A 22,970-nucleotide genomic window follows, 5' to 3' on the forward strand; every position below is an offset into this window, starting at 1 on the left:
TTTTCGGAAGGCGAAAGACGGCGCTGCAGCAATCCCGAACTGGGCATTGCTCATTCCCAATGACGACCCGATTTCGCTCACGCGCCAGCCGGCTGGCGCCGCTTGAACAGACGTCCGTCGATGGTGACGAGCCCGAGCGCGATCAGCGCCATGCCGCCCAGTTCGAAGGCCTCGAGCCGCTCGCCGAGGAAGCTTACCGACAAGAGCATGGCGCTCGCCGGCACGATCAGCGTCACCAGCGAGGTGTTGGTGGCGCCGGCCGAAGCCACCAGCTTGAAGAACAGGATGTAGGCGAAGGCGGTGGCGACCAGCGCCAAGGCAAACGTTGCCAGCCACGCATTGGTGCTGGCGGCAAACAGGCCAGAGGTGCCGTACAGTATCAAGACCAGCGGGATCATGATGACCGATGAGGCCGTCAGCTGGCCGGTGGCGATGATTGCCGGCGGCACGCCCCTCAGCCGGCGCGCCACCATCAGCGCGAAGGCGTAGGAGAGAGAGGCGCCGACAAGGGCGAACTTGGCCCAGACCGGGCCGCCGAGCCCGGCGACGATGCCCGGGCCGACCATGATGGCGGTGCCGGCGATACCCAGTCCTATGCCGGCCAGCTTGTTCCAGTTCAATTTCTCGTCGTTGGTGACGATGTTGGCGATGACCAGCGTCCAGAATGGCGTCGTGGCGTTGAGCACCGAGGCCAGGCCCGCGCCGATCTCGGTCTGGCCGAGGCAGATCAACGTGAACGGGATGACGTTGTTGAGCACTGCGAGCACGAACAGCGTGCCGAGGTGGGGGAAAGCAAGGCGGAAGGAGGGGCCGCGGAGCAGCAGGAACAGCTGCAGTGCCGCTCCCGCGATGAGCACCCGGAACAGCACCAGTTTCAGCGGCGCGATCTCGGCGACCGCGATGTGCACGCAGAAGAACGACCCGCCCCAGATCGCCCCCAGAAGCAAAAGCCTGGCCCAGTCGCGTGCACTCATGTCCGCTTCCTTCTTCGCTTCGTCACATTCGACAGCTACGCGCGATTCCTGGGTAGGGCCACCCGATTCCTTTGGCTGACGCAACACTCCTGCCAAGCCCTGTCGGGTTGCATCGCGGACCGCTTGGTTTAGATTTTGGCCGGCAAACGAGGAGCTTCCATGCAGCGATTCGAGAATGCACGCGAGGCAGCCCTCGCTCTTCGCCCCGATGCACCGGTCTATTGCTTCCGACCGGAAGTGCTGAAGACCGATGCACGCGCCTTCATGGAGATGTTCCCCGGCAGAACCGCCTATGCGGTGAAGACCAATGGCGAACTGATCGTGCTCAAGGCGCTTGTCGAGGCCGGCGTGACCATGTTCGACGTGGCGTCTCCAGGCGAATTCGCCGCGGTGAGGGAAGTCTCCACTGAGGCCGAGATGATCTACATGCATCCGGTCAAGGCGCAGTCCGACATCCGCCTGGCGCTTGAGACCTATGGCATCAGAGTGATCGCGGTCGACCACGAAGACGAGATCATGAAGCTGAACCGTGTCGTGCGGGCGCTCGACATCGACCCCGGCGCGATCACCGTCTTCGTGCGTGTCCAGACCAAGGGCTCGGCGGCATATGAGCTGTCGAAGAAGTTCGGCGCCGGGCCGGCCAATGCTGTCGAGCTGTGCGAGCGGCTCAACCGCAACGGCTACAAGGTCGGCCTGTGTTTCCATGTCGGCAGCCAGATCGAGGACCCCGACACATATGAGCGGGCGCTCGCCTCGGTCGACTGGGTGCGTAATCGTGTGTCGTTTGACCTCGCCGGACTCGATGTCGGCGGCGGCTTCCCGGCCGAATACGGCCACGATCCGAATTCCAAGAAGCCGGCCATGCCTTCGATCGGGCAGATCATGTCGCGCTTGCGCGGCGACCTCAACGAATACAATTTCGACGAAATGCCGCTCGTTGCCGAGCCGGGTCGGGTGATTGTGGCGCGGTGCCTTTCGCTGATCGTGCGGGTGCTGTTGCGCAAGGGCAGGCGGCTCTACATCAATGACGGCATCTGGGCGTCGCTGTCGGATTCATGGACCGGCAAGATCACGCTGCCGGCGCGCTTCATCCCCGATCCCGCGATACGCGCCCGCAACGGTGACGCCGACAAGATCGTTCCGTTCAAGGTCTGCGGCGCGACCTGCGATTCCGTCGACATCCTGTCACGGCCGTTCTGGCTGCCCGAGACCATCGACACCGGCGACTGGATCGAAATCGGCCATATCGGCGCCTACTCTTTGTCGCTGCGCACCCGTTTCAACGGCTTCTACCCCGACACCTTCGTCGAGGTGACGACGCCGTTCGACGAAGGCGACGCGCCGCAAGGCTTCGCCAGCCTGGAGACGATGGCGGCGGAGTGAGGGAAGGGAAGAGCGAACAGGCAAACAATGATCGTGGCTTGAATAGCCTTGGGCGCGTTCCGATCTACGCATCTCACCACTCGTTGCCCACCATGCGCTAAGTGACTATTCCCATGGATGTTTTCCTTCTCGGCGGCACCGGCTTCATCGGTCGCCATATCCTGCAGCGCCTGGTCGAGGGCGGCCACGATGTGATCGGCCTCGCTCGTTCCCAAGCGTCGGCTGAACGCCTCAACTCTGCGGGTGCCACGCCGCTGCTCGGCGACCTGCGCACTCCGCGCGAATGGGCCGGCAAGCTTCCACCGGTCGATGCCGTGATCCATGCCGCTGCCGACTTCGGCGACGACATGGGCGAGGTCGAGACGACCTTGCTTGACGCGCTGCTGCCGGTGCTCGGTGCGATGCCGAACCGGCCGCGCTTCGTCTATACCGGCGGCTGCTGGCTGTTCGGTGCGACTGGGGAGCGGGCCGCGACTGAAGACAGTCCATTCGATCCGCTGCCGGCCTTCGGCTGGATGATCGAGAACATGAACCGCGTGCTCTTGGCGCCGGAGGTGGAAGGCACCGTGGTTCATCCGGCGATGGTCTATTCCGGCGAGGGCGGGGTGTTCTCGTCCTACATGGATGCTCTGCGCAAGGACGGCACCGTCGACGTCATCGGATCGACAGATGTCGTCTGGCCGCTCGTCCATGCCGAGGACCTTGCCGACCTCTATGTGCGGGTCATGGAGAAAGCGTGGCCTGGCTCCGTCTACAACGGTTCGGCTATTGAAGGCATGAGCGTGGGCGACATCGCCTCAGCCGTGGCGCAGTACCTGGGAATGGGGCAACCGGCAGTCCGCGCTACTGCCGTCGATGAGGCTGCGGAGCGGCTCGGCGAGTGGGCACGCGGCTATGCCATCAGCCAGCGGCTGGGCGGCGACAAGGCGCGAGCCGAGCTTGGCTGGAAACCAAGGCACGGCAGCGTGGCGGAGTTGTTTGGAAGCGAATAGCGAATAGAGAGGTTCCAACGGCAAGGCGTTGGTATCCCTCCCTATTCCCTTACAGATCCGCCAGCAGCTCGTCTGTCGGCCAACCGTCGACGGGCAGCTTGAGGCGCATCTGCTCCTGGCGGATGGCTTCACGGGTGTTGGTGCCCAAAATGCCGTCGATGCCGCCGACGTCGTAGCCTCTGTCGTGAAGCTTCTGCTGTAACGCCTTCATGGCGTCGCCCGTCAGGCCGGCGTCGGGATTGCCGCGGTCGAAGGCCGGCTGGCCGGCGAGGCGGGCGGCGAGGTGGGCTGCCGTCAGCGTGTAGGTCGCCGACTGGTTCCATTCGAGATAGACGTCGTAATTGTCATAGGTCAGGAAGGCTGGGCCCTTGCGGCCCATCGGCAGCACGATGCCTGCCTTGAGGCCGGTGTCCTTGAGCGGCGTGCCGTCGCGCATTGTGACACCCATAGCCGCCCATTTCGACAGCGGCTGTTTGTTGGTGCGGCCGGTTTCTTCCCAGGCCATTTCGGCCGGTACCCGAACCTCTTCGATCCACGGCTCGCCGCGCTTCCAGCCGCGCGACTGAATCTTCTTGCCGGTCGTCAGGATGACGTCGGCGGGGGTGTTGCGCAGGTCGACGATGCCGTCGCCGTCACCGTCGACACCGCGCGCCAGATAGTCGGACGGCAGGATCTGAGTCTGGCCGATTTCGCCGGCCCAGGCGCCCTGGACGTCGGCCGGCAGCACGTTGCGGTCGATCAGCGTGATCAGCGGGATGACCTGCGGCCGGAACAGGTCCGGGCGGCGGCAGTCATGCGCCAGCGTCACCAGCGCGTTGAGCGAGTTGAAGTTGCCCTGCACCGCGCCGAAATCGGTCTCCAGCGCCCAGAAGGCGGCGATGACCGGGCCGGGCACGCCGAATTCCTGTTCGGCCATGGTGAAATACTGGCCGTATTTCTGCAGGTTGGCGGCACCATGCTTCAGCCGGTAGTCGCTGATCATGCGCTCGGAGAACTGGGTGAAGGTCTGAGCGAACACGCCCTGGGCGCGGTCGCGCTCGAGCACCTTGGGGTCGAGGGTGGCATTCGCCAGAGCCGAAAGGCCCTTTTCACCAACGCCTGCGGCCCGGGCTTCGTTGGCAAGGTTCTGTTTCCAGGTGGCGAAGTCGTCGCCGCATTCCAGCGTCGCTGCCGGCGCGGCAGGGGTGACGGCAGCGGTATTCTGCGCGTTTGCCGGCATAACGGCGGTGGCGAAAAGGGCGGCGACCATCGCCTTGCTCAGCAAATTCATGGGCAGCTCTCCTGCTTGACCGGTCAGGCCTTCGCGGAACGGCGAAAGCAGGCAGACGGCCAGCTCAATGTCTTGCCGCGCCTTCTACAGAACCCGGGCGAGGGCCGCACCCCCTCTTCTTGTCGCATCTGCCATGCGAAATGCGCAGCCCGGAGGTGCAGTCCGGACTATCTGGTGTTGGCGGCGAGCCACTTCCTCCAGTGGGCTTCGCTGCCGTTGAAGACGTTGATGTCGGCGTCGCCCCTGATCCCAGGCACGACACCGGTGCCGGTGTACTGCCAGAAGGTGAAGGGGTGACTGCCATAACGCGACGTCGGGTGGCCTGCGACCGAGCGCAGCCAGTATGGATAGCCGCGGAACGTAGCGAGGTTGTTGTCGTCGAAGAAGTCGATCGAGGTGTAGATGATCGGCTTCTTGCCGTAGTGCTGCTCGACCATTTCGAGGAAGATCTTCATCTCGCTGCGCACGGTGGCGGCAGGCGGACGCAGCTTGCAGCTCGGCGACTGCGGGTTCCATTCCATGTCGAGGATCGGCGGCAGCGACGAGCGCTCATTCGGTACGTTCTGGATGAACCAGCGCGCCTGCTCGGCGGCAGGCCTGCAGAAATAATAGAAATGGTAGGCGCCGCGCGGCACGCCGGCGGACTTGGTTTCGCGCCAGTGCTCGGCGAAATAATCGTCGACGCGGTCGCCGCCCTCGGTGGCCTTGATGAAGGCAAACGAAATGCCGCTGCCCTTGGCCTGGTGCCAGTCGATCGAGGTCTGGTACTTGGAGACATCGGTGCCATGGATGGCGTAGGTCCACGGGGCGCCGCTTTCCCACTGGTGCGGATCGCTGTCGCTGAAGCGTGGGTTCTTGACCGAAACGGAGGCCATGTTGCCGGCATTGCCGACGGGGCCAAGCGACAGGGTGTCGGAGGTCGAGCAAGCGCCGAGGAAGGCGAGCAGCACAAGAGCCGAAGCGCGGCGCATTACTTCTCCTTGCGGCCGGCAGGAACCGGCCAGAGCATATCGTTCATGGGGCAGGCCCTGCGGCCCGGATACTATTCCGATGGATCAGCGGTTTCCCCGAGACACCGCACATCCCCCTCTGTGATCGCCGATCATGGTTGATAAACCGTTGATCGCGCTCGACAGCCTCAAAGATTTGGCGGAGGAATGACGGCAATTCCATGGCGGACGCATGACGTAGGGGGCGGGGAAAGCTATGCGCATCATCGGCAAGATCCTGAAATGGCTGGTCGCCCTCATTGTCCTTGTGGTCGCCGGCTTGTCGGCCTGGTTGTACTTTGCGCCCCCGGCGCTGATCCGTGTCGGCTCCGGCTATGCCGCCAAGATCGTCTGTTCCAATGTCTTCCTCGCCGGCCGCGACGCCAATCAGGTGCTGGCCGACGATGTCCAGGCACCGGGTCATCCATTGCTCCGGCTGATGTCGGTGAGCGTCGACCAGAGCGCCGGCACGGTGCGCGCGGGCCTGTTCGGCGTCTTCGGCAGAGAACTTGCCGTTGCCCATGACGGCGCCGGTTGCAGCAACGTGCCGGACGGTGACATTGCCGCCGCTGCGCTGGGTTCCGTACCGGTCGCACCCGCGGCCGATGCCGAGGCGCTGTGGCCGGAGGGCGAGAAGGTCGATGCCTCGCAGAACCCGGCGATCACGGCCGTACTTGACGATGCGGCACTGGCCGGCCCCGGCATGCGCGCCATCGTCGTCGTGCAGAACGGCCGGATCGTCGGCGAACGTTATGGCGAGGGTTTTGCTTCTTCGACCCCGCTGCTCGGCTGGTCGATGACCAAGACTGTGACGGCCGCGATCATCGGCACGCTCGTCGCCGACGGCAAGATGTCGGTCGACAAGACGAAGCTGTTCGAGCCGTGGAAGGCCGATGGCCGCGCCGAAATCAGCCTGGCCGACCTCATGGCAATGTCGAGCGGGCTGGAGTTCAACGAGGATTACGGCGACGTCACCGACGTCACGCGCATGCTCTATCTCGAGCCAGACATGGCAAGCTTCGCCGCGGCCAAGCCTCTGGCCGCCGAAGTCGGCAAGAAATTCTCCTATTCCAGCGGCACGACCTTGCTTTTGTCGCGCCTCTGGCAGGACGCCGTCGGCGATCCGGCCAAGGCCCTGTCCTGGCCACGCGAAAAACTGTTCGGTCCACTCGGCATGACCAGTGCGGTGCTGGAGGCCGATGCGCGCGGCACCTTCGCCGGATCGTCCTATCTCTACGCCACGGCGCATGATTGGGCGCGCTTCGGCCAGTTCCTGCTGCAGGATGGTGTCTGGAACGGCGCGCGCATCCTGCCCGAAGGCTATGTCGCCTGGATGCGCGAGAAGGCTCCTGCAGCCCCGATAGGTGAGTATGGCCGCGGCCAGTTGTGGCTGCAGGGGCCGGAAGGCGGCACGCCGGAAGGCGAGGATCCCGATGTCGGCTTCGATCTGCCCGACGACACCTTCTGGATGCAGGGCCATGACGGCCAGACTGTGGCGATGGTGCCTTCGGCCAATCTGGTGGTCGTCCGGCTCGGCCTGACGCCGTCCAAGCTGCGCTACAAGCCGCAGGCGATGCTGTCGGCTTTGGTGGCAGCACTCAGATAGGCTTGGCGCCGCCGACGACGATGAGCCAGGCATAACCGCGGTAGAGCGAGGTGAAGCGGCAGCTCTTTCCGGCGACGCGGGCCTGCGCGGCGATGTCGGAGGCGAGCGTCTCGCGCGGGGCGACATGAAACTTGGCCAGCCAGCGACGCAGCAGCTTGCGGAACCAGCCGGGCAACCCTTCTTGCTGGCCGAAGTCGACGACATGGACGGAACCCGTGGAAGCGGCGAGGGCCGCGGACACCGAACGTTCCCAGCCGGGGATCATCGACAGCGAGTAGGAAACGAAGACGCGGTCGAAGCCGGCACGACCGAACAGGGCTGCGGCGTCGAACGAGGTCGCATCGGCCTGCGCCAGCGAAATGCGATCCGACAGGCCTGCACGGGCGATCGATGCTCTGGCGGTGACCAGCATCTCGCCCGAAATGTCGAGGCCGTAGAAATGGGCGTCGGGAAACCGCCTCGCTGCAAGGATCAGGTTGCGTCCGGTGCCGCAACCGAGTTCGAGCACGGTGCCACCCTTGGGCGGAGCGAGCTCCGAAATCATGCGGTCGCGTCCGAGCAGGTAATATTTGCGCGTCAGGTCGTAGATGTGGCGCTGATGTCGGTAGACGCTATCCATCAGCCCGGAATGGCCGGCCGAAAGCTCGGGCGTGCTCATCAGGATTTCTTCACATAAAGGTGGAAGCCGCCATAGATCGCCGAGCGGTCGCGGGCGGTGTAATCGCGCGAGGCCCGTTCCTCGTAGGTCCACTGGTCGAGCAATGCCGGCGACAGGCGGCCTGGCAGCAGGCTGGGTTCCGCCGCGGTGCGGAAGATGACGCGGGCGCCCGGCGCGGCCGTGCGCGTAATTTCGGTCCACAGCGCGTTGAGTTGCTCGTCGCTCATCCAGTCCTGGGCGTCGAGCAGGATGTAGCGGTCGACGGAACCGGCATCCTTGTCGGCCAGAAGTTCGGTGAAGTTGGCATGGTGGACGGTGACACGATCGACGCTCGCGCGGATCGTGGCGTAATTGTCCTGCTCGAGATAGGCGGGCAGGGCGGCCTCGCCGGGCTTGGGGTAGCGGCGAGCGAAGGCCTGCCAGGCGAAATAGTTGCTTTCGAGCGGGAAGTCGCAGGCGAGCTTTTCCAACCGCGCCTTGAGCACGCCGGCCATCGAGCCGTCGCCCGAAGTCAGAAGCGAGTCGTATTGCGCCGGCGGGATGCCGAGACCGAACAGCGAGGATTTGCGCGACGTGATGAAGCGCAGCATGCGGCGCTCGAACACCGGCGCGATCTTTTCGTCGAAGAAGCGGCGCTGCTCCTGCTGGCTGCCGGTGGCCATGATGGCGGCCGGGTCGACGCCGTAGAGTTTGGCGACGCGGTGACCGGCAGCGATGAACAGGCCAAGCAGGCCGGTCTTGTAGAAATTACCGTCGAAGGTGGCGATGCGGCGCTTGCCGCGCCAGCTGCGGCGCTCCCAATAGGCGCGGCTCGAAGCATCGAGATGCGGCGCGATGAAGCGGTCATAGGCATGTGAGTTGTGCTCGACATCGGTTTCGCCGAAGAAGCGGAACAGGTCGCCCTGCGTTGGCAGGTGGCGTACCGCGGCCAGCTTCATTCGGTTCAGCGCAATGTGGGCACCGTTGAGATCGACGGCGTCGATCCTGGCCGGCGAGCGAGTAAGATAGGCGAGAATGTTACAGCCGCCCGAGGCGATGGTGACGATCCTGTGGCCCTCGCCAAGCTGCATGGCCTCCATGTCGACGTCGGGATCTTCCCAGATCTGCGGATAGACGAGGCCCGAAAACAGCAGCGCAAACAGCCGCTCGGACAGGCCTTCCTTCGAAAGTACGCGGTTCTGGTAAACCGCCTTTCCAACTTTCTTGCCGCGACGAAAGACAAGTTCTCCGGAAACGTCGGTCATGGAAATGCGATTCCCCGCTTCGTTGTTGGGCGCAGCGGGTAGCCTACCGGCGTGACAATGCGGTGACGGTGCGATGACGGCGGCACGACAGGCGCTTATGTGTCAGGGCGCAACCGAACGTTACGAAACCGTGCGGGACCTCGCGCATTTCATCTCCGACGCCCGTTCAACGGGCCGTTCTCGAAAGGAGATTGTTATGAAGAAGTTCATTCTCGCGTCGGTTTCCGCCATTGCGCTGTTCGGCGTCGCCGCCTGTAGTGACAGCGGCACCGACAGCACGACCACTGAAAGCGTGAAACCGCCTGTGACCGAACAGCCGGCTCCTGTGAACCCGGCACCGGCCACGCCCGAGGCCTCGCCGCCGGCGACCGACAACACCACGACCAAGAGCATTACACCGGCACCGGAGAGCGGCACGAGCGGCGAGATGCAGAACACCGATCCGATGCAGCCCAAGCCCGTCGAGCCGGCTGCACCCGCGCAGTAAAGTTGCCGGAGGAGGCAAGCCCGGAGCATCGCTCCGGGCTTTTCTTTTGTGTCGAGGTTAGCGCGTCACCCGGGCCCGGCGGCCAAGCGCCACGATCGCGATGCGGCGAGCGCGAAGATGAGAGTTCTTGCGCCGACATGTTCGCCAAGCAGGAAGGCGGAGATGGCGAGGGTGACGAAGGTCTGCAGCAGCTGGACCTGGCTGACGCGGGCGATGCCGCCCATGCCGAGACCGACATTCCAGGCGAAGAAGCCGAGGAACATCGAGCCGAAGCAAAGATAGAAGAAGGCAGATGTCTGCGCCGAGGAGGCGGAGGCGAACTCCGGATGCCAGCTCAGCAGGGCTCCTGCTATGGAGATCGGCGCGGTCAGGATCAGCGACCAGCAGATGACCTCCCAGCCCGGCATGCGGCGGGACAGCTTGCCAGACACGACGTAGCCGAGGCTCGCCGAGAGGGCCGCGAGGAACAGGAACAGGTCGCCTGACGACAGCTGCGTGCCGCTGTCGCTGATGGCGAAGGTGACGACGAGAGCGGCGCCTGCGACGCCGCAGGCCCAGAAAAGCGAGGATGGCCGCTCGCCGCCGATGAGGGCGGCAAAGATGCTGGTGGTCAGCGGCAATACGCCGAGAACCACACCGCCATGGGACGCCGGTACCGTCTGCATGGCGATGGAGGAGAAGACCGGGAAGCCGAAGACCAGAAGCAGGCCGGCGAGAAACAATGCTGGCGCATCGTCCTTCGGGACTGCTTGCGCAGGACGAGCAGCAGCGCGGCCGCATCAAGCGAGGCCATTGCCGCGCGTCCGTTGGTGACGAACCAGGGCGAAAGGGTTGCGAGAGCCACGCGCGTCGCCGGCAGGGTGCCGCCGAAGATGACGACGCCGAGCGTGCCCAAGGCAAGGCCAATCGTCTCGCGGGAGACCGTGCGTGCCGGCTGGGTGGTGTTGCGTGCATCCATGACGCAGATCGATAGCGGCGGCTGGCTTTTGCGTCGTGAAAATTCCATTGGGCCAGAATTTTGGTCCAGATGCCGGACTGTTGCCGACAAAGTTATGCGCGCGGCACCAAGGCATCTCGCATTTGCGAATGTTTCATCCTAAGAAGCGGCCATGTCGATTTGGGACCGTCTCGGCGACTTCATCGCGCGTATCTCTGCGTCGGCGGCAAATGGCGTCGCGGACGTCGTCGAGGCCGTGCGCACCGTCTTTTCCGGAGACGCGGAAACCCGCCGCCGCGTGGCGTTTTCAGTGGCGATGATCGCGCTGTCGGCGAAGATGGCCAAGGCCGATGGGGTTGTTTCCCAGGCCGAGGTGCGCGCCTTCTACGAAATATTTGCGGTCCCGCCCGAGCATGCGCGCGACGTCGCGCGACTCTACGACATTGCCCAGCAGGACGTCGCCGGCTTCGAGTTTTACGCCGAACGCATGGCCAAGCTGTGCGGTTCCGGCCATTCCAATTGCGGAATGCTGGAGGACATCCTCGACGGCCTGTTTCACATCGCCAAGGCCGACGGCATGATGCACCAGTGCGAGGGCAGCTTCCTGCATCGGGTCTCCGAGATATTCCGCATCGACGAGATGCACTACCAGACCATCGTGGCGCGCCATCTCGATCTCGGCGACACCGATCCCTATCGTGTGCTCGGCATCGAGCGCGGCAAGCCGTTCGAAGATGTGCGCAAACACTACCGCAAGCTTGTCGCCAGCAATCATCCCGATAAGCTGATCGCGCGCGGCCTGCCGGAAGAGTTCATCAGGATCGCCACCACCCGCATCGCCGCGATCAATGCGGCCTACGAGATGATCGAAAGGGGACTCCGGCACGCATGAGCGGTTTTCAACCCGACCAACCGCATGCCGAGGTACGGCTTTCGCCCAATTTCGGGCAGCGGCGCGACGGGATGAAGCCCGACATGATCGTGCTGCACTACACCGGTATGGAAACCGGCGATGGTGCGGAGTCCTGGCTGTGCAATCCCGAAAGCGAAGTGTCGTCGCACTATCTGGTGCATGAGGACGGACGCATCGTTCAGATGGTGCGCGAAGGCGACCGCGCCTGGCATGCCGGCAAGAGCTCCTGGCGCGGCGAAACCGACATCAACTCCTGCTCGGTCGGCATCGAGATCGTCAATCCGGGCCATGCGCTCGGCTACCGCGCGTTTCCCAGGCGTCAGATGCGGGCGGTGATCGAGCTCTGCCTCGGCATCGCCGAGCGCCACAATGTGGCGCCGGAGCGCGTCCTGGCGCATTCCGACGTCGCCCTGGGACGCAAGGTCGACCCCGGCGAGAAGTTTTCGTGGCGGATGCTGGCCCAGTCCGGCATAGGTCATTGGGTCGCACCTTCGCCGCGCAAAGGGCGCGCGCTGCTGCAACCGGGCGACGGCGGGGCGGCTGTCGAGGAGCTGCAATCGATGCTCGCGCTCTATGGTTACGGCGTCGAGATCACCGGCCGCCTCGACGCGCAAACGGTTGTAACTGTTCAGGCTTTTCAACGTCACTTCCGCACCAGCTGCGTCGACGGCGTGGTCGATTCATCGACCGTGTCGACGCTGCGGCGGCTACTTGCGGCGCTTCCCGGCGGGCTTGACTAGCCCTGGGTTGGTGATTCGCCAGATTACAACCTGTCACGCATTGTGACTTGTCCGGTCATTTTTCCCGCCAGTTCCCCCGTCACATGCATTTCCGTGCAAGGCGCCGGCTAAGTCTGCCATGCCCCGTAAGAGGGCCCTCCGGCGTTTAGGAAGGGATGCTGCGCGACGGCTTTCGGCTGTCGTTCGGCCTGTTCGAGAACAAGGATAATATGAAGAATTTGACCGTTTTAGCGGTGGCATGTGCCGCCGGCCTGACCTCTTTTGCCGCTCACGCCCAGGACGGCGCAGTCAGGGCCTCGAAGGCGATCATCGAAACCAGCAAGAAAGCCAGTGCAGCCAAGGCAAACAAGATCGGCGACGATTGCCCATATCTTTTCGGCTGCAGCGCCAAAAAGGAAACCGCCGTCGACAATTTCACGACCGCCTCGATCGGCGCCAAGGGCGCGAAGTCGCTGAAGGAGCAGGCCGGCAAGTCGGCCAAGGCCGCCAAGGCGAACACACCTTACGGTGAGATCGTCGCGCGCTACGCTTCGTCCTACGGCGTTCCGGTTTCGCTCGCCCATGCCGTGATCAGCGTCGAAAGCAACTACCGCCCCAACGTCCGCGGCAGCGCCGGCGAAATCGGACTGATGCAGATCAAGCCGTCGACTGCCCGCATGATGGGTTACAGCGGTTCGGCCAAGGGCCTGTTCAACCCCGAGACCAATATCAAGTTCGGCATGAAGTACCTTGCCAAGGCTCACGAGCTTTCCGGCGGCACGACTTGCGGCACAATCCTGAAGTACAATGCCGGCCACGGTGCCAAGCGCATGAACCCGGTTTCCGCCGCCTACTGCAAGAAAGTCCAGGCCCGCATCGGCGGATAACCGCTCGGGGATCCCGCCGCATCGGCTCGAAAATCGTTTGCGATTTTCGGAAAGCACGATGCGCAGATGTAGCGAGTTGGAGCGTCCGGGGCGCGTCCATTCGGACGCACAGTGCGCTGAAGGCGAATGTTTTCATTTGCCTTTTGCCGTGTGAACCATTCTATACGCCTTGCCAGCTGGCCGGGCGGCCGCACCCGCAATTGCCGAAAGGCAGCGGGTGAGGAAAGTCCGGGCTCCATGGATACACGGTGCCGGTTAATGGCCGGCGGGGGCGACCCCAGGGAAAGTGCCACAGAAAGCAAACCGCCGCGATTTTCGCGGTAAGGGTGAAAGGGTGGGGTAAGAGCCCACCGCGCGACTGGCAACAGGAGCGGCAAGGTAAACCCCACCGGGAGCAAAACCGAATAGGGGTGGTGCGAGGGGAAACCCTCAGGGCTGTTTCCGGCTCACCGCCCGGGTAGGTTGCGTGAGGCGCATGGCAACATGCGCCCAAGAAGAATGGTCGCCACGTTCCCGTGCTGCAAGGCGCGGGGGCCATACAGAACCCGGCTTACAGGCCAGCTGGCGCTTGCCTCTTTGCCCATGCCTTCAATCGCTTGTGGCCGATCTCGCGTGTCTTGATTCAAGGGCGCGGAGGCCGCGCCCCGGGGCATGTGATTGGCCGAGGTCGATCATGTCATTTTCTGTCGTGTTGGAGGCGGACGCGTAGACATCCTGTGCGTCCTTCATGGCCATAGCGGTATCTCGGTCGACGACGTTTCGTCGTCCTGACTGCCGTCAACCGTCCAGCCTGTCCAGCGATGCCTTCATCGCGGTCCACAGCTCCTCCGCCGGCTCGCAGCCGACCGACAGCCTGACGAAACCCGGCGTAACTGCGTCGCCGCGGCGCAGCCTGCGCTCGGCGACGGTGTGCACGCCACCGAAAGAGGTGGCAGCATGCATCAGTTCGCAGCCATTGATGAAGGCTTCCGCCCGCTCCTCTGAGCCGAGATCGAAGCTGATCAGGAAGCCGAAGCGGTCCATCTGGACACGGGCCAGATTGTGCGACGGGTCGCCTTCCAGTCCAGGGAAGCGCAAGCCGCTGACGGCCGGGTGCGCATTGAGGCGCGGCGCGATGATTTCGGCTGTCGAACACATGCGGTCGAAGCGCAACTCGAGCGTTTCCAGGCCGCGATGCACCAGCCAGGCCTCGAACGGGCCGGGAATGCCGCCGGCATTCTGTCGCCATTCGGTGACGGCGGCGACGATGTCCGGATCGCGGCTGGCGACATGGCCGAACAGCACGTCGGAATGGCCGTTGGGCGCCTTGGTGTCGGCGGCGACGACGATGTCGGCGCCGAGGTCGAGCGGGCGCTGGCCGAAGGGCGTCATCGTGGTGTTGTCGACGATGAGCAGGCCGCCGGCCTTGTGCACGGCACCCGCCACGGCCGCGATGTCGCAGATGTCGAGCGTCGGGTTGGACGGGCTTTCGATGAAGACGAGGCGGTAGCCTTGGAAGCCGCCATCGAGAAAGCTTGCCGTCGGCCGCACGTCGGTCTTGACGCCGAAGGCGCCGAGGAAGCGATCGGCCAGGATGCGCGTCGTGTGATAGCCGTCCGAGGCGACGAGGATACGGTCGCCGGTCTTGAGCAAGGCGAAGAAGGCGGCCGAAATGGCCCCCATGCCTGAGGGAAATGCCACGCAAGGCGCCCCCTCCAGATGGCCGAGCATCTCTTCGGTGGCCGACCAGTTGGCGTTGCTGAAGCGGCCATACTGGTTGAAGCCCGTCGCGTCGCCGGGCGCGTGATAGATCGAGGCCATGGTCAGCGGCACCGGGATCGGGTCGCCGACGCCGAGTTTCGAACGGCGCAGATGGGCGAGGCTGGCAGCGCGGGCTTTCATGGTCTCGGACATGATTTGCTGTCTCTCCCTGGCAATGCAGATGACACCTCAACGCTAGGGGCTAGGTCCTTGCGCGGCAAGACGGAAACCGGGCCGCAGCGTTGGGCCACGTAAGACTTCGTTAGCCTTAAGGGATCATAAAAATCAGGAAGCCGCGAAAGGGCCCGAAAGGGCGCTGGTGACGGCCAAGTGTGCCCAGTTCCCGTTGACGCCCATATCACCCCATGTTATCCCAAATCGGTAACCATGATTTCGTTCCAGTAAAGGGTAAGGCGTTCGCCGATCCGGCAGCCGCGGCGGCTGCAGGTCGAAGTGCGCTGGCCCTGCGACGGAGGCATTTTTTGGGATTGATCCGGGCCATCGGGGCTCGGGTGGCATGACGAAGAGGGGCGCGGCCACGGAAGTGGCCGGATCAGTCGATGGATCGGTTTCTGTCAAACGCGGTGAACAGGATCGATGCGAAGGGGCGGGTCTCCGTTCCGGCGCATTTCCGTGCCGTATTGCAGAAGCGCGGCTACGCCGAGCTCTATGCGCTCAGGGCACTCGACGTGCCGGCGCTGGATGTTGGCGGCCTCGACCTGCTCGACCGTTACGAGCAGCGCATCGCCCAAGAAGATCCGTTCCTGCAGACGGCGGACGACATGTCCTTTTTCATCCATGGCGACAGCACCTTCCTCAAGCTCGATCAGGATGGGCGCATTTCGGTGTCGGATTTCCTGCGCGAGCATACGGGGATCACCACCGACGTGGCCTTTGTCGGGCGGGGGCAGTTTTTTCAGATGTGGGAGCCGGAGCGGCTGCGCAGCCATGGCGCGGACGTGCGTGCCCGGCTCCTGAAGCTTCGGCAGGGGACGAAGCCTGGGGAGCGACCGGAATGACGGCTGGCCACGGCGATGACCATCTTGCTGTCGGCGGACCGGTCCGCCACATTCCGGTCCTCCTCGCCGAAGTTCTGAAGGCGCTTCATCCGCAGCCGGGCGACGTGGTCGTCGACGGCACGTTCGGTGCCGGCGGCTATACCAGGGCTATTCTCGCGGCCGGCGCGTCGGTGGTGGCAATCGACCGCGATCCTGATGCCATTGCAGCCGGGCGCGAGCTCGAAGCGCAGTCGAGCGGCAAGCTCCGTCTCGTCCAGGCGCCATTCTCCAGCCTCGACGAGCATGTCGAGCTCGTCGACGGTGTCGTGCTCGATATCGGCGTGTCGTCAATGCAGCTCGACCAGGCGCAGCGCGGCTTTTCCTTTCGCGCCGACGGTCCGCTCGACATGCGCATGGCCCAGGCCGGTGCCAGCGCCGCCGACGTCGTCAACCGCTTCAAATCAGGCGATCTTGCCCGCATCTTCGGTTTCCTCGGTGAGGAGCGCCACGCCGGGCGTATCGCCCGTATGATCGAAAGCCGCCGCGAGCGCCGCCCGTTCGAGCGCACGCTCGACCTGGCAGACGCCATCGAGACCCATATCGGTCGCGCGCCGAAGGACAAGATTCATCCGGCGACGCGCGTGTTCCAGGCGCTGCGCATCTATGTCAACGACGAGCTTGGCGAACTGGCGCGGGCGTTGTTCGCAGCCGAGCGTGCACTGAAGCCCGGCGGGCGGCTTGTGGTCGTCACCTTCCATTCGCTCGAAGACCGCATCGTCAAGCGCTTCATCACCGACCGCTCGTCGAGCCCGTCGCGGTCGCGCTACATGCCGGAACTCGAAACCATCGCCACGACCTTCGACAAGGCCGGCGGTGCTGTCGGTCCGAGCGACGCCGAGACGGCAATCAATCCGCGTTCGCGTTCGGCCAAACTCAGGGCTGCCGTTCGCACGACGGCTGCACCGCGCGCCGAAGACTTTTCCATTTTCGGGCTTCCGAAGCTTCCCGACGTCAGCCAGTCGGGAGAAAGGTGAACCATGTTCCGCACCAGTGACATCGTGCTGATCGCCGTTATGGTTGGCGCCGCGGCGTTCACCTACAAGACCAAGGATGAGGCCGAGAACCAGCTCAAGGCCGTCAACAAGATCGAGGCGCAGATCCGCTTCGAGGAAGACACGATCGACCTGTTGAAAGCGGACTGGAGCCTGCTCACCCAGCCCGCGCGCCTGCAGAAGCTGTCACAGGTCTATGAGGCCGAACTCAAGCTGCAGCCGGTGGATGCGCGCCAGATCGTTGGCCTGAACGATTTGCCGGAACGCCAGTTGACCATCGAAGACATCACATCGGAGCGTTTCGGCGGCGTTGCCGAAGCCGCACCCGACCAGACCGTGACCGGAGGGATTGCCCGATGATCGGCTTGCTTGGCAGGAAGCGCGGCAAGGGTGAAGGCAAGCCCTCGATCGTCGTCGACAGCGCGCGCAAGGCGACCGGCGGCCGCACGCGCAACCGCGTCGTCATGACCATGGCGGTGTTCTTCGGCATCTATGCGACGATTGCCGGACGTCTCGTCTATCTCGGCATGCAGGACCCCGAGATGTCTTCGGGACCTGAATCGCGCGTTACGGCGTCGCGTCCCGATATCGTCGATCGCAACGGCGAGGTGCTTGCCACCGACATCAAGACGTCGTCGCTGTTCGCCGAGCCGCGCCGCATCGTCGATGCCGACGAGGCGATCGAGAAGCTCACCACCGTGCTGCCCGACCTTGAGGTCGAGCAGACCTATCTCAAGCTCAAGAGCGGCACCGGCTTTGTCTGGCTCAAGCGCCAGCTCACACCCAAGCAGCAGGCCGAGATCATGGCGCTGGGCATTCCCGGCATCGGCTTCCGAACCGAAAAGCGCCGCTTCTATCCCGGCGGTGAAACGGCTTCGCACATCGTCGGCCTGACCAACATCGACAACAAGGGCATTTCCGGCCTCGAGAAATACATCGACGATCAGGGTCTCGCCGACCTCCAGGCTTCGGGCCTGGCAATCGCCAAGGACCTCAAGCCGGTCAAGCTGTCCATCGACCTGCGCGTCCAGCACATCGTGCGCGACGAACTCGTCAGCGCCCTGGAGAAGTACAAGGCCATCGCTGCCGGCGCCGTCGTGCTCGACGTCAAGACAGGCGAGGTGCTGGCCATGGGCTCGGTGCCCGATTTCGATCCCAACAATCCCTACAACGCCCAGGACAAGGATCGACTGAACCGCATGTCGGCGGGCCTGTTCGAGATGGGTTCGACGATCAAGAGCTTCACCACCGCGATGGCACTCGATTCCGGCAAGGTGACGATGGACAGCACCTTCGACGCGCGCCGGCCGATCACCATCGGACGCCAGACCATCCGCGACTTCCACGGCAAGGGCAGGGTGCTGACCGTGCCTGAGGTGTTCATCTATTCGTCCAACATCGGCTCGGCGCGTGAAGCCGATGTTGTCGGCATCGAAGGCCACCGCGAGTTCCTGAAGCGCATGGGTCTGCTCGACCGCATGCAGACGGAGCTGCCCGAAGTTGCCCGTCCGACCGAGCCGAAGGTGTGGAAGAAGGTGCATTCGATCACGATCTCCTTCGGCCACGGCATGTCGACGACGCCGCTACAGACAGCGGTTGGCGCCGCCGCCTTGATGAATGGCGGCAAGCTGATACCGCCGACTTTCCTGACGCGGACCGAGGCCGAAGCTGACGCGGTTGCGACGCAGGTCATCAAGCCGCAGACCAGCGAGGATATGAGGTATCTCTACAAGCTCAACGCGACCAAGGGGTCGGGCGGTTCAGGCGCGCGAGCGCAGGTCGAGGGCTACCGTGTCGGCGGCAAGACCGGTACCGCCGAGAAGGTCGTCAACGGCCGCTACTCCTCCGACGTCCGTTTCAACGCCTTTCTTGCGGCATTTCCGATGGACAATCCGAAATACGTCGTGTTGACCATCGTCGACGAACCCAAGCGTGAACATCCGGGCGTGGGCGCAACGGCGGGCTTCAACGCGGCACCCATGGTCGCCAACATTATCCGCCGTTCGGCGTCTCTGCTTGGCGTGAAGCCAGAATTCGGCCAAGAAGCTGGGGCAACGCTGGCTTCCTACCCTTGATTCTGGGCGCGCAGAAGCGTCCTGCTTGTTTGTGACGAACGGAACTCGATGAAAATAGAAGACCTTGCTGGTGTCCTGCCCGTCGACGGGGTTCTGCCCCGGGATGTCGAGGTGAGCGGGGTTTCGTCGGATTCGCGGCAGGTAACGCCGGGGATCCTTTTCTTTGCCGTCTCCGGCAGCAAGGCGGACGGCGCGACCTATGCAGGCGATGCGGCCAGGCGCGGTGCAATTGCTGTCGTCGCGGCCAAGGGCGTCGATCTTTCTTCCGCCGGCCTGCCGGTGATCACGGTGGACGATCCGCGGCGGGCATTGGCGCTCGCGGCAGCGAAATTCTACGGCAGCCAGCCCGAAACCATGGTTGCCGTTACCGGCACCAGCGGCAAGACCTCGGTCGCCGCCTTTACTCGCCAGGTCTGGAAACATGCCGGCCTGGCCGCGGCCAGCATAGGTACGACAGGCGTCGTCGCGCCCGGTCGGGTCGAATACGGCCAGCTGACCACGCCCGATCCGGTCGCCTTGCACAAGCTGCTCGCTGAACTCGCCGCTTCAGGCGTGACCCACGCCTCGATGGAGGCTTCCAGCCATGGTCTCGACCAGCGCCGCCTCGATGGCGTGCGCCTCGCCGCCGCCGGCTTCACCAATCTTGGTCGCGACCACATGGATTACCATCCGACGGTCGAGGACTATCACCGCGCCAAGCTGCGCCTGTTCGACACGCTGTTGCCCAAAGGCGCGCCGGCGATCGTCTTCGCCGACGATGCCTGGTCCGCGCCGACGATCGGAGCGGCCCGCGCCGCGGGCCTCGACGTCTTGACCGTCGGCCGTAACGGCCAGTTCCTGGCGCTCAAGCGCGTCGAGCACGAACGCCACCGCCAGCGCGCCGAAATCGAATACGGCGGCACCATCTATGAGATCGACCTGCCGCTGGCCGGCGATTTCCAAGTCTCCAACTCGCTCGTTGCGGCGGGGCTCGCGATCGCTACCGGCACCGACGTTGCCAAGGCGCTGGCAGCCCTCGAACATCTCGAAGGCGCGCCGGGCCGTCTCGACCTCGTCGGCACAACGGCGCAAGGTGCGCCCGTTTATGTCGATTACGCCCACAAGCCCGACGCGCTCGAAAACGTGCTGGCGGCTGTCAGGCCGTTCACCACCGGCCGCGTCATCGTCGTGTTCGGTTGCGGCGGCGACCGCGATCGCGGCAAGCGCCCGATCATGGGCGAGATCGCGACGCGACTGGCCGACGTCACCATCGTCACCGACGACAATCCACGTTCGGAGGTTCCTGAAACCATCCGCGCGGCCATCATGGCTGCGGCTCCCGGCGCCATTGAGATCGGTGACCGCCGCCGGGCGATCCACGAGGCCGTCGGCATGCTGCATGCGGGCGATACGCTGATCGTCGCCGGCAAGGGCCACGAGGAAGGCCAGACCATCGGCGCCGATACACTGCACTTCTCGGATCACGAGGAAGTCCGCAACGCGCTTGCCGGAGTTGCGGCATGAGTCTGTTGTGGACCTCCGAGGCGCTCGTTGAGGCGACAGGCGGCCGCCCGCTCGGCCAGATGCCGGAAGGCATTTCGGGCATTTCCATCGACAGCCGCAGCCTAAAACCCGGCGAGGCCTTTTTCGCCATCAAGGGCGACGCGATGGACGGCCACGACTTCGCTACCGCGGCGATCAAGGCCGGTGCCGGCCTGCTGGTCGTTGCCGAAGGCAAGCTGCCCGCCCTGGGGCGCCTGACGGCGCCCATGATCGTCGTGCCCGACGTGCTCGTTGCACTGGAGAAGGCCGGTATTGCGGCGCGTGCCCGATCGCGGGCACGGATCATCGCGGTGACCGGTTCCGTCGGCAAGACCTCGACCAAGGAAGCCCTGCGCCACGCTTTGTCGTCGGTCGGCAAGGTGCATGCCTCGGCCGCATCCTTCAACAATCACTGGGGTGTGCCGCTGACCCTGGCACGCATGCCCGAGGATTGCGACTACGCGGTCTTCGAAATCGGCATGAACCATCCCGGCGAGATCAGCCCACTGGTGCGCATGGTCCGCCCGCACATCGCCATCGTCACCCTGATCGCGGCGGCCCATCTCGGCTTCTTCCGCAATCTCGACGAGATCGCCAAGGCCAAGGCCGAGATCTTCGAAGGCGTCGAGCCGGGCGGGGCGGTGCTGCTCAACCGCGACGACGGCCGCTTCAAGCTGTTGGAAAAGTTCGCTCGCGCTGCCGGCATCGACAATGTCATGAGCTATGGCGAGAACGCCCGTGCCAATTTCCGCCTGCTGAAATGCACGCTGGAAGCCGATCATTCGATGGTCATGGCGCGCATCGGCGGCCGTGACGTGCCGGCCCGCATCGGTGCGCCAGGACGCCACATCGTCCAGAATGCGCTCGCCGTGCTGGGGGCAGCCCATCTCTGCGGCGCCGACGTTCCGACGGTCGCTACGGCGCTCGCCTCGATGACGGCAGAGAGCGGACGCGGCCAGCGCCACATTTTGCAGCTGCCGAACGGGCCGATCACGCTGATCGACGAGAGCTACAACGCCAATCCGGCCTCGATGAAGGCAGCGATCGAGCTGCTTGACGCGACGCCGATCCATGGCGCCGGCCGCCGCATCGCCGTGCTCGGTGATATGCTGGAGCTCGGCAGCCATTCGGCCAAGCTGCATCAGGCACTTGCCGAACTGATCGGCTCGACCAGGACCGACATGGTGCTGATGGCGGGACCGGAAATGAAGGCGCTTGCCGATACGCTGCCCGAGGGGTTCAGGGCCGAATATCGCAGCGGCGTCGAGGAGCTGAAATCCGTGCTCCTCACCACGCTGCGGCCCGGCGACGCGGTCATGATCAAGTCGTCGAAAGGCATTGGCTTCAATCGCCTGGTTGAAACGCTCATCAAGACATTCCCGGCTGAGGCCGGCAACACCACACCGACCTGACGAGGTCTCGGGGGACCGATACGCATGCTAACTTTGCTTGTCGACTTTGCGGACAAGGTGTCGTTCTTCAACGTCTTCCGCTACATCACCTTTCGCACCGGCGGCGCGTTGATCACGTCGGCGCTGATCGTCTTCATCTTCGGGCCGGCGATCATCAACGCCCTGCGCCTGAGGCAAGGAAAGGGCCAGCCGATCCGCGCCGACGGTCCGCAAACCCATTTCAAGAAGGCCGGCACGCCGACCATGGGCGGCCTGATGATCCTCAGCGGCATCGTCGGGTCGACGCTTTTGTGGGCCAACATCACCTCCGTCTATGTCTGGGTGGTGCTGTTCGTCACCCTCGGCTTCGGCGCCATCGGCTTCTATGACGACTATCTCAAGGTGACCAAGCAGTCGCATCTCGGCCTGTCAGGCAAGGCGCGCCTCGGCATCGAATTCGTCATCGCCGGCATCGCTGCATGGGTCATCATGCACAATGGCCAGGCGCCGTTCTCGTCGTCGCTGACATTCCCGTTCATCAAGGATTTCCTGCTCAATCTCGGCTGGTTCTTCATTCCCTTCGCCTGCTTCGTGGTCGTCGGTGCCGGCAATGCCGTGAACCTGACCGACGGCCTCGACGGTCTTGCCATCGTTCCGATCATGATCGCGGCGGCTTCCTTTGGCGTCATCGCCTATCTCTCGGGCAACGCGGTCTTCGCCGAGTATCTGCAGATTCACTTCGTGCCCGGCACCGGCGAACTCGCCGTCATCCTGGGCGCCGTCATCGGCGCCGGCCTCGGCTTCCTCTGGTTCAACGCGCCGCCCGCCGCCATTTTCATGGGGGACACCGGCTCGCTGGCGCTTGGTGGCCTGATCGGAACGGTTGCTGTCGCCACCAAGCACGAGATCGTCATGGCGATCGTCGGCGGTCTGTTCGTCATGGAGGCGCTTTCGGTCATCATTCAGGTCGGCTTCTTCAAGATGACCGGGAAGAGGGTGTTCCTGATGGCGCCGATCCACCACCATTTCGAAAAACTTGGCTGGACCGAAAGCCAGGTTGTCATCCGCTTCTGGATCATTGCTGTTATCCTGGCGCTGATCGGCCTTTCCACCCTCAAGCTGCGCTGAGGCTCC

At 64.1% G+C, this 22,970-nt stretch carries 22 protein-coding genes and 1 other RNA gene; 15 read left to right on the forward strand and 8 right to left on the reverse strand.

What is annotated here, in order from left to right; all coding sequences use genetic code 11:
* Nucleotides 1-77 precede the first annotated feature (77 nt).
* Entirely contained in the window at nucleotides 78-974 is an 897-nt protein-coding gene (locus H5P29_RS14555) for a DMT family transporter (protein ID WP_067960332.1), read from the reverse strand.
* A 159-nt stretch (nucleotides 975-1,133) separates the two neighbouring features.
* Here H5P29_RS14555 and H5P29_RS14560 point away from each other — a divergent pair, with 159 nt between their 5' ends.
* A complete protein-coding gene (locus H5P29_RS14560) occupies nucleotides 1,134-2,357 on the forward strand; it encodes an alanine racemase (RefSeq protein ID WP_154386697.1) in 1,224 nt (407 codons plus the stop codon).
* 113 nt (nucleotides 2,358-2,470) lie between these two features.
* Nucleotides 2,471-3,349: an NAD-dependent epimerase/dehydratase family protein gene (locus H5P29_RS14565; protein WP_154386696.1), complete on the forward strand. Its 879-nt coding sequence runs from the start codon at nucleotides 2,471-2,473 to the stop codon at nucleotides 3,347-3,349.
* Between the two features lie 49 nt (nucleotides 3,350-3,398).
* On the opposite strand, the gene H5P29_RS14570 is transcribed toward H5P29_RS14565, so the two are convergent.
* On the reverse strand, nucleotides 3,399-4,619 hold the full coding sequence (locus H5P29_RS14570) for a lytic murein transglycosylase (RefSeq protein WP_083948549.1): 1,221 nt from the start codon (nucleotides 4,617-4,619) through the stop codon (nucleotides 3,399-3,401).
* Between the two features lie 167 nt (nucleotides 4,620-4,786).
* On the reverse strand, nucleotides 4,787-5,590 hold the full coding sequence (locus H5P29_RS14575; protein WP_067960341.1) for a GH25 family lysozyme: 804 nt from the start codon (nucleotides 5,588-5,590) through the stop codon (nucleotides 4,787-4,789).
* Nucleotides 5,591-5,825: 235 nt separating this feature from the next.
* Between H5P29_RS14575 and H5P29_RS14580 the strand changes: the two genes are divergently transcribed.
* The gene (locus H5P29_RS14580; protein WP_154386695.1) at nucleotides 5,826-7,214 is read left to right on the forward strand and encodes a serine hydrolase; all 1,389 of its coding nucleotides are present in this window, start codon (nucleotides 5,826-5,828) and stop codon (nucleotides 7,212-7,214) included.
* Here H5P29_RS14580 and H5P29_RS14585 read toward each other — a convergent pair.
* Both H5P29_RS14585 and H5P29_RS14590 read right to left on the reverse strand, forming a co-directional pair.
* Nucleotides 7,207-7,872, reverse strand: a complete 666-nt coding sequence (locus H5P29_RS14585) for a class I SAM-dependent methyltransferase (protein WP_154386694.1) — start codon at nucleotides 7,870-7,872, stop codon at nucleotides 7,207-7,209. The two genes, H5P29_RS14580 and H5P29_RS14585, sit on opposite strands and share 8 nt — an antisense overlap.
* Entirely contained in the window at nucleotides 7,872-9,116 is a 1,245-nt protein-coding gene (locus tag H5P29_RS14590) for a DUF3419 family protein (protein ID WP_154386693.1), read from the reverse strand. The genes H5P29_RS14585 and H5P29_RS14590 overlap by 1 nt, the downstream gene beginning before the upstream one ends.
* Before the next feature lie 196 nt (nucleotides 9,117-9,312).
* Here H5P29_RS14590 and H5P29_RS14595 point away from each other — a divergent pair, with 196 nt between their 5' ends.
* A complete protein-coding gene (locus tag H5P29_RS14595) occupies nucleotides 9,313-9,603 on the forward strand; it encodes a hypothetical protein (protein ID WP_154386692.1) in 291 nt (96 codons plus the stop codon).
* Nucleotides 9,604-9,668: 65 nt separating this feature from the next.
* On the opposite strand, the gene H5P29_RS14600 is transcribed toward H5P29_RS14595, so the two are convergent.
* Together H5P29_RS14600 and H5P29_RS32580 are read right to left on the reverse strand one after the other, a co-directional pair.
* The gene (locus H5P29_RS14600) at nucleotides 9,669-10,325 is read right to left on the reverse strand and encodes a DMT family transporter (RefSeq protein WP_246670866.1); all 657 of its coding nucleotides are present in this window, start codon (nucleotides 10,323-10,325) and stop codon (nucleotides 9,669-9,671) included.
* Nucleotides 10,214-10,561 carry a hypothetical protein gene (locus H5P29_RS32580; RefSeq protein ID WP_246670865.1) on the reverse strand — a complete coding sequence of 116 codons (348 nt, stop codon included), beginning with the start codon at nucleotides 10,559-10,561 and terminating at the stop codon, nucleotides 10,214-10,216. Before H5P29_RS32580 ends, H5P29_RS14600 begins: the two co-directional genes overlap by 112 nt.
* 151 nt (nucleotides 10,562-10,712) lie before the next feature.
* On the opposite strand from H5P29_RS32580, the gene H5P29_RS14605 reads away from it, so the two are divergent.
* The 4 genes from H5P29_RS14605 to rnpB all read left to right on the forward strand — a co-directional run bounded on the left by H5P29_RS14605 (nucleotide 10,713) and on the right by rnpB (nucleotide 13,628).
* On the forward strand, nucleotides 10,713-11,432 hold the full coding sequence (locus H5P29_RS14605; protein WP_067960355.1) for a DnaJ family molecular chaperone: 720 nt from the start codon (nucleotides 10,713-10,715) through the stop codon (nucleotides 11,430-11,432).
* Nucleotides 11,429-12,193 carry an N-acetylmuramoyl-L-alanine amidase gene (locus H5P29_RS14610; RefSeq protein ID WP_154386691.1) on the forward strand — a complete coding sequence of 255 codons (765 nt, stop codon included), beginning with the start codon at nucleotides 11,429-11,431 and terminating at the stop codon, nucleotides 12,191-12,193. The genes H5P29_RS14605 and H5P29_RS14610 overlap by 4 nt, the downstream gene beginning before the upstream one ends.
* Before the next feature lie 155 nt (nucleotides 12,194-12,348).
* Nucleotides 12,349-13,059, forward strand: coding sequence for a lytic transglycosylase domain-containing protein (locus tag H5P29_RS14615; RefSeq protein ID WP_371818562.1), 711 nt, complete (start codon nucleotides 12,349-12,351; stop codon nucleotides 13,057-13,059).
* A 172-nt stretch (nucleotides 13,060-13,231) separates the two neighbouring features.
* Nucleotides 13,232-13,628, forward strand: an RNA gene (rnpB, locus tag H5P29_RS14620) — RNase P RNA component class A.
* Between the two features lie 208 nt (nucleotides 13,629-13,836).
* Here the strand turns inward: rnpB and H5P29_RS14625 are convergent.
* Entirely contained in the window at nucleotides 13,837-14,952 is a 1,116-nt protein-coding gene (locus tag H5P29_RS14625; RefSeq protein WP_154386690.1) for a cystathionine gamma-lyase, read from the reverse strand.
* A gap of 407 nt (nucleotides 14,953-15,359) precedes the next feature.
* On the opposite strand from H5P29_RS14625, the gene mraZ reads away from it, so the two are divergent.
* Genes mraZ through mraY form a run of 7 tightly spaced genes read left to right on the forward strand, consistent with a single transcriptional unit; the run spans nucleotide 15,360 to nucleotide 22,964 of the window.
* On the forward strand, nucleotides 15,360-15,818 hold the full coding sequence (mraZ, locus tag H5P29_RS14630) for a division/cell wall cluster transcriptional repressor MraZ (RefSeq protein WP_055969736.1): 459 nt from the start codon (nucleotides 15,360-15,362) through the stop codon (nucleotides 15,816-15,818).
* Complete coding sequence (gene rsmH / locus H5P29_RS14635) at nucleotides 15,815-16,831, forward strand: 16S rRNA (cytosine(1402)-N(4))-methyltransferase RsmH (protein ID WP_154386689.1); 1,017 nt, start codon at nucleotides 15,815-15,817, stop codon at nucleotides 16,829-16,831. The genes mraZ and rsmH overlap by 4 nt, the downstream gene beginning before the upstream one ends.
* Before the next feature lie 3 nt (nucleotides 16,832-16,834).
* A complete protein-coding gene (locus H5P29_RS14640) occupies nucleotides 16,835-17,209 on the forward strand; it encodes a hypothetical protein (protein WP_067960370.1) in 375 nt (124 codons plus the stop codon).
* Nucleotides 17,206-18,924 carry a penicillin-binding protein 2 gene (locus H5P29_RS14645; protein ID WP_067960374.1) on the forward strand — a complete coding sequence of 573 codons (1,719 nt, stop codon included), beginning with the start codon at nucleotides 17,206-17,208 and terminating at the stop codon, nucleotides 18,922-18,924. Before H5P29_RS14640 ends, H5P29_RS14645 begins: the two co-directional genes overlap by 4 nt.
* 48 nt (nucleotides 18,925-18,972) lie before the next feature.
* Nucleotides 18,973-20,427, forward strand: a complete 1,455-nt coding sequence (locus H5P29_RS14650) for a UDP-N-acetylmuramoyl-L-alanyl-D-glutamate--2,6-diaminopimelate ligase (RefSeq protein WP_154386688.1) — start codon at nucleotides 18,973-18,975, stop codon at nucleotides 20,425-20,427.
* Nucleotides 20,424-21,857, forward strand: coding sequence for a UDP-N-acetylmuramoylalanyl-D-glutamyl-2,6-diaminopimelate--D-alanyl-D-alanine ligase (locus H5P29_RS14655; protein ID WP_154386687.1), 1,434 nt, complete (start codon nucleotides 20,424-20,426; stop codon nucleotides 21,855-21,857). Before H5P29_RS14650 ends, H5P29_RS14655 begins: the two co-directional genes overlap by 4 nt.
* Nucleotides 21,858-21,881: 24 nt before the next feature.
* The gene (mraY, locus tag H5P29_RS14660) at nucleotides 21,882-22,964 is read left to right on the forward strand and encodes a phospho-N-acetylmuramoyl-pentapeptide-transferase (RefSeq protein WP_067960384.1); all 1,083 of its coding nucleotides are present in this window, start codon (nucleotides 21,882-21,884) and stop codon (nucleotides 22,962-22,964) included.
* Nucleotides 22,965-22,970 lie beyond the last annotated feature (6 nt).

Origin of the sequence: Aminobacter sp. MDW-2, from assembly GCF_014250155.1 — a bacterium.
GTDB lineage: Bacteria > Pseudomonadota > Alphaproteobacteria > Rhizobiales > Rhizobiaceae > Aminobacter > Aminobacter ciceronei.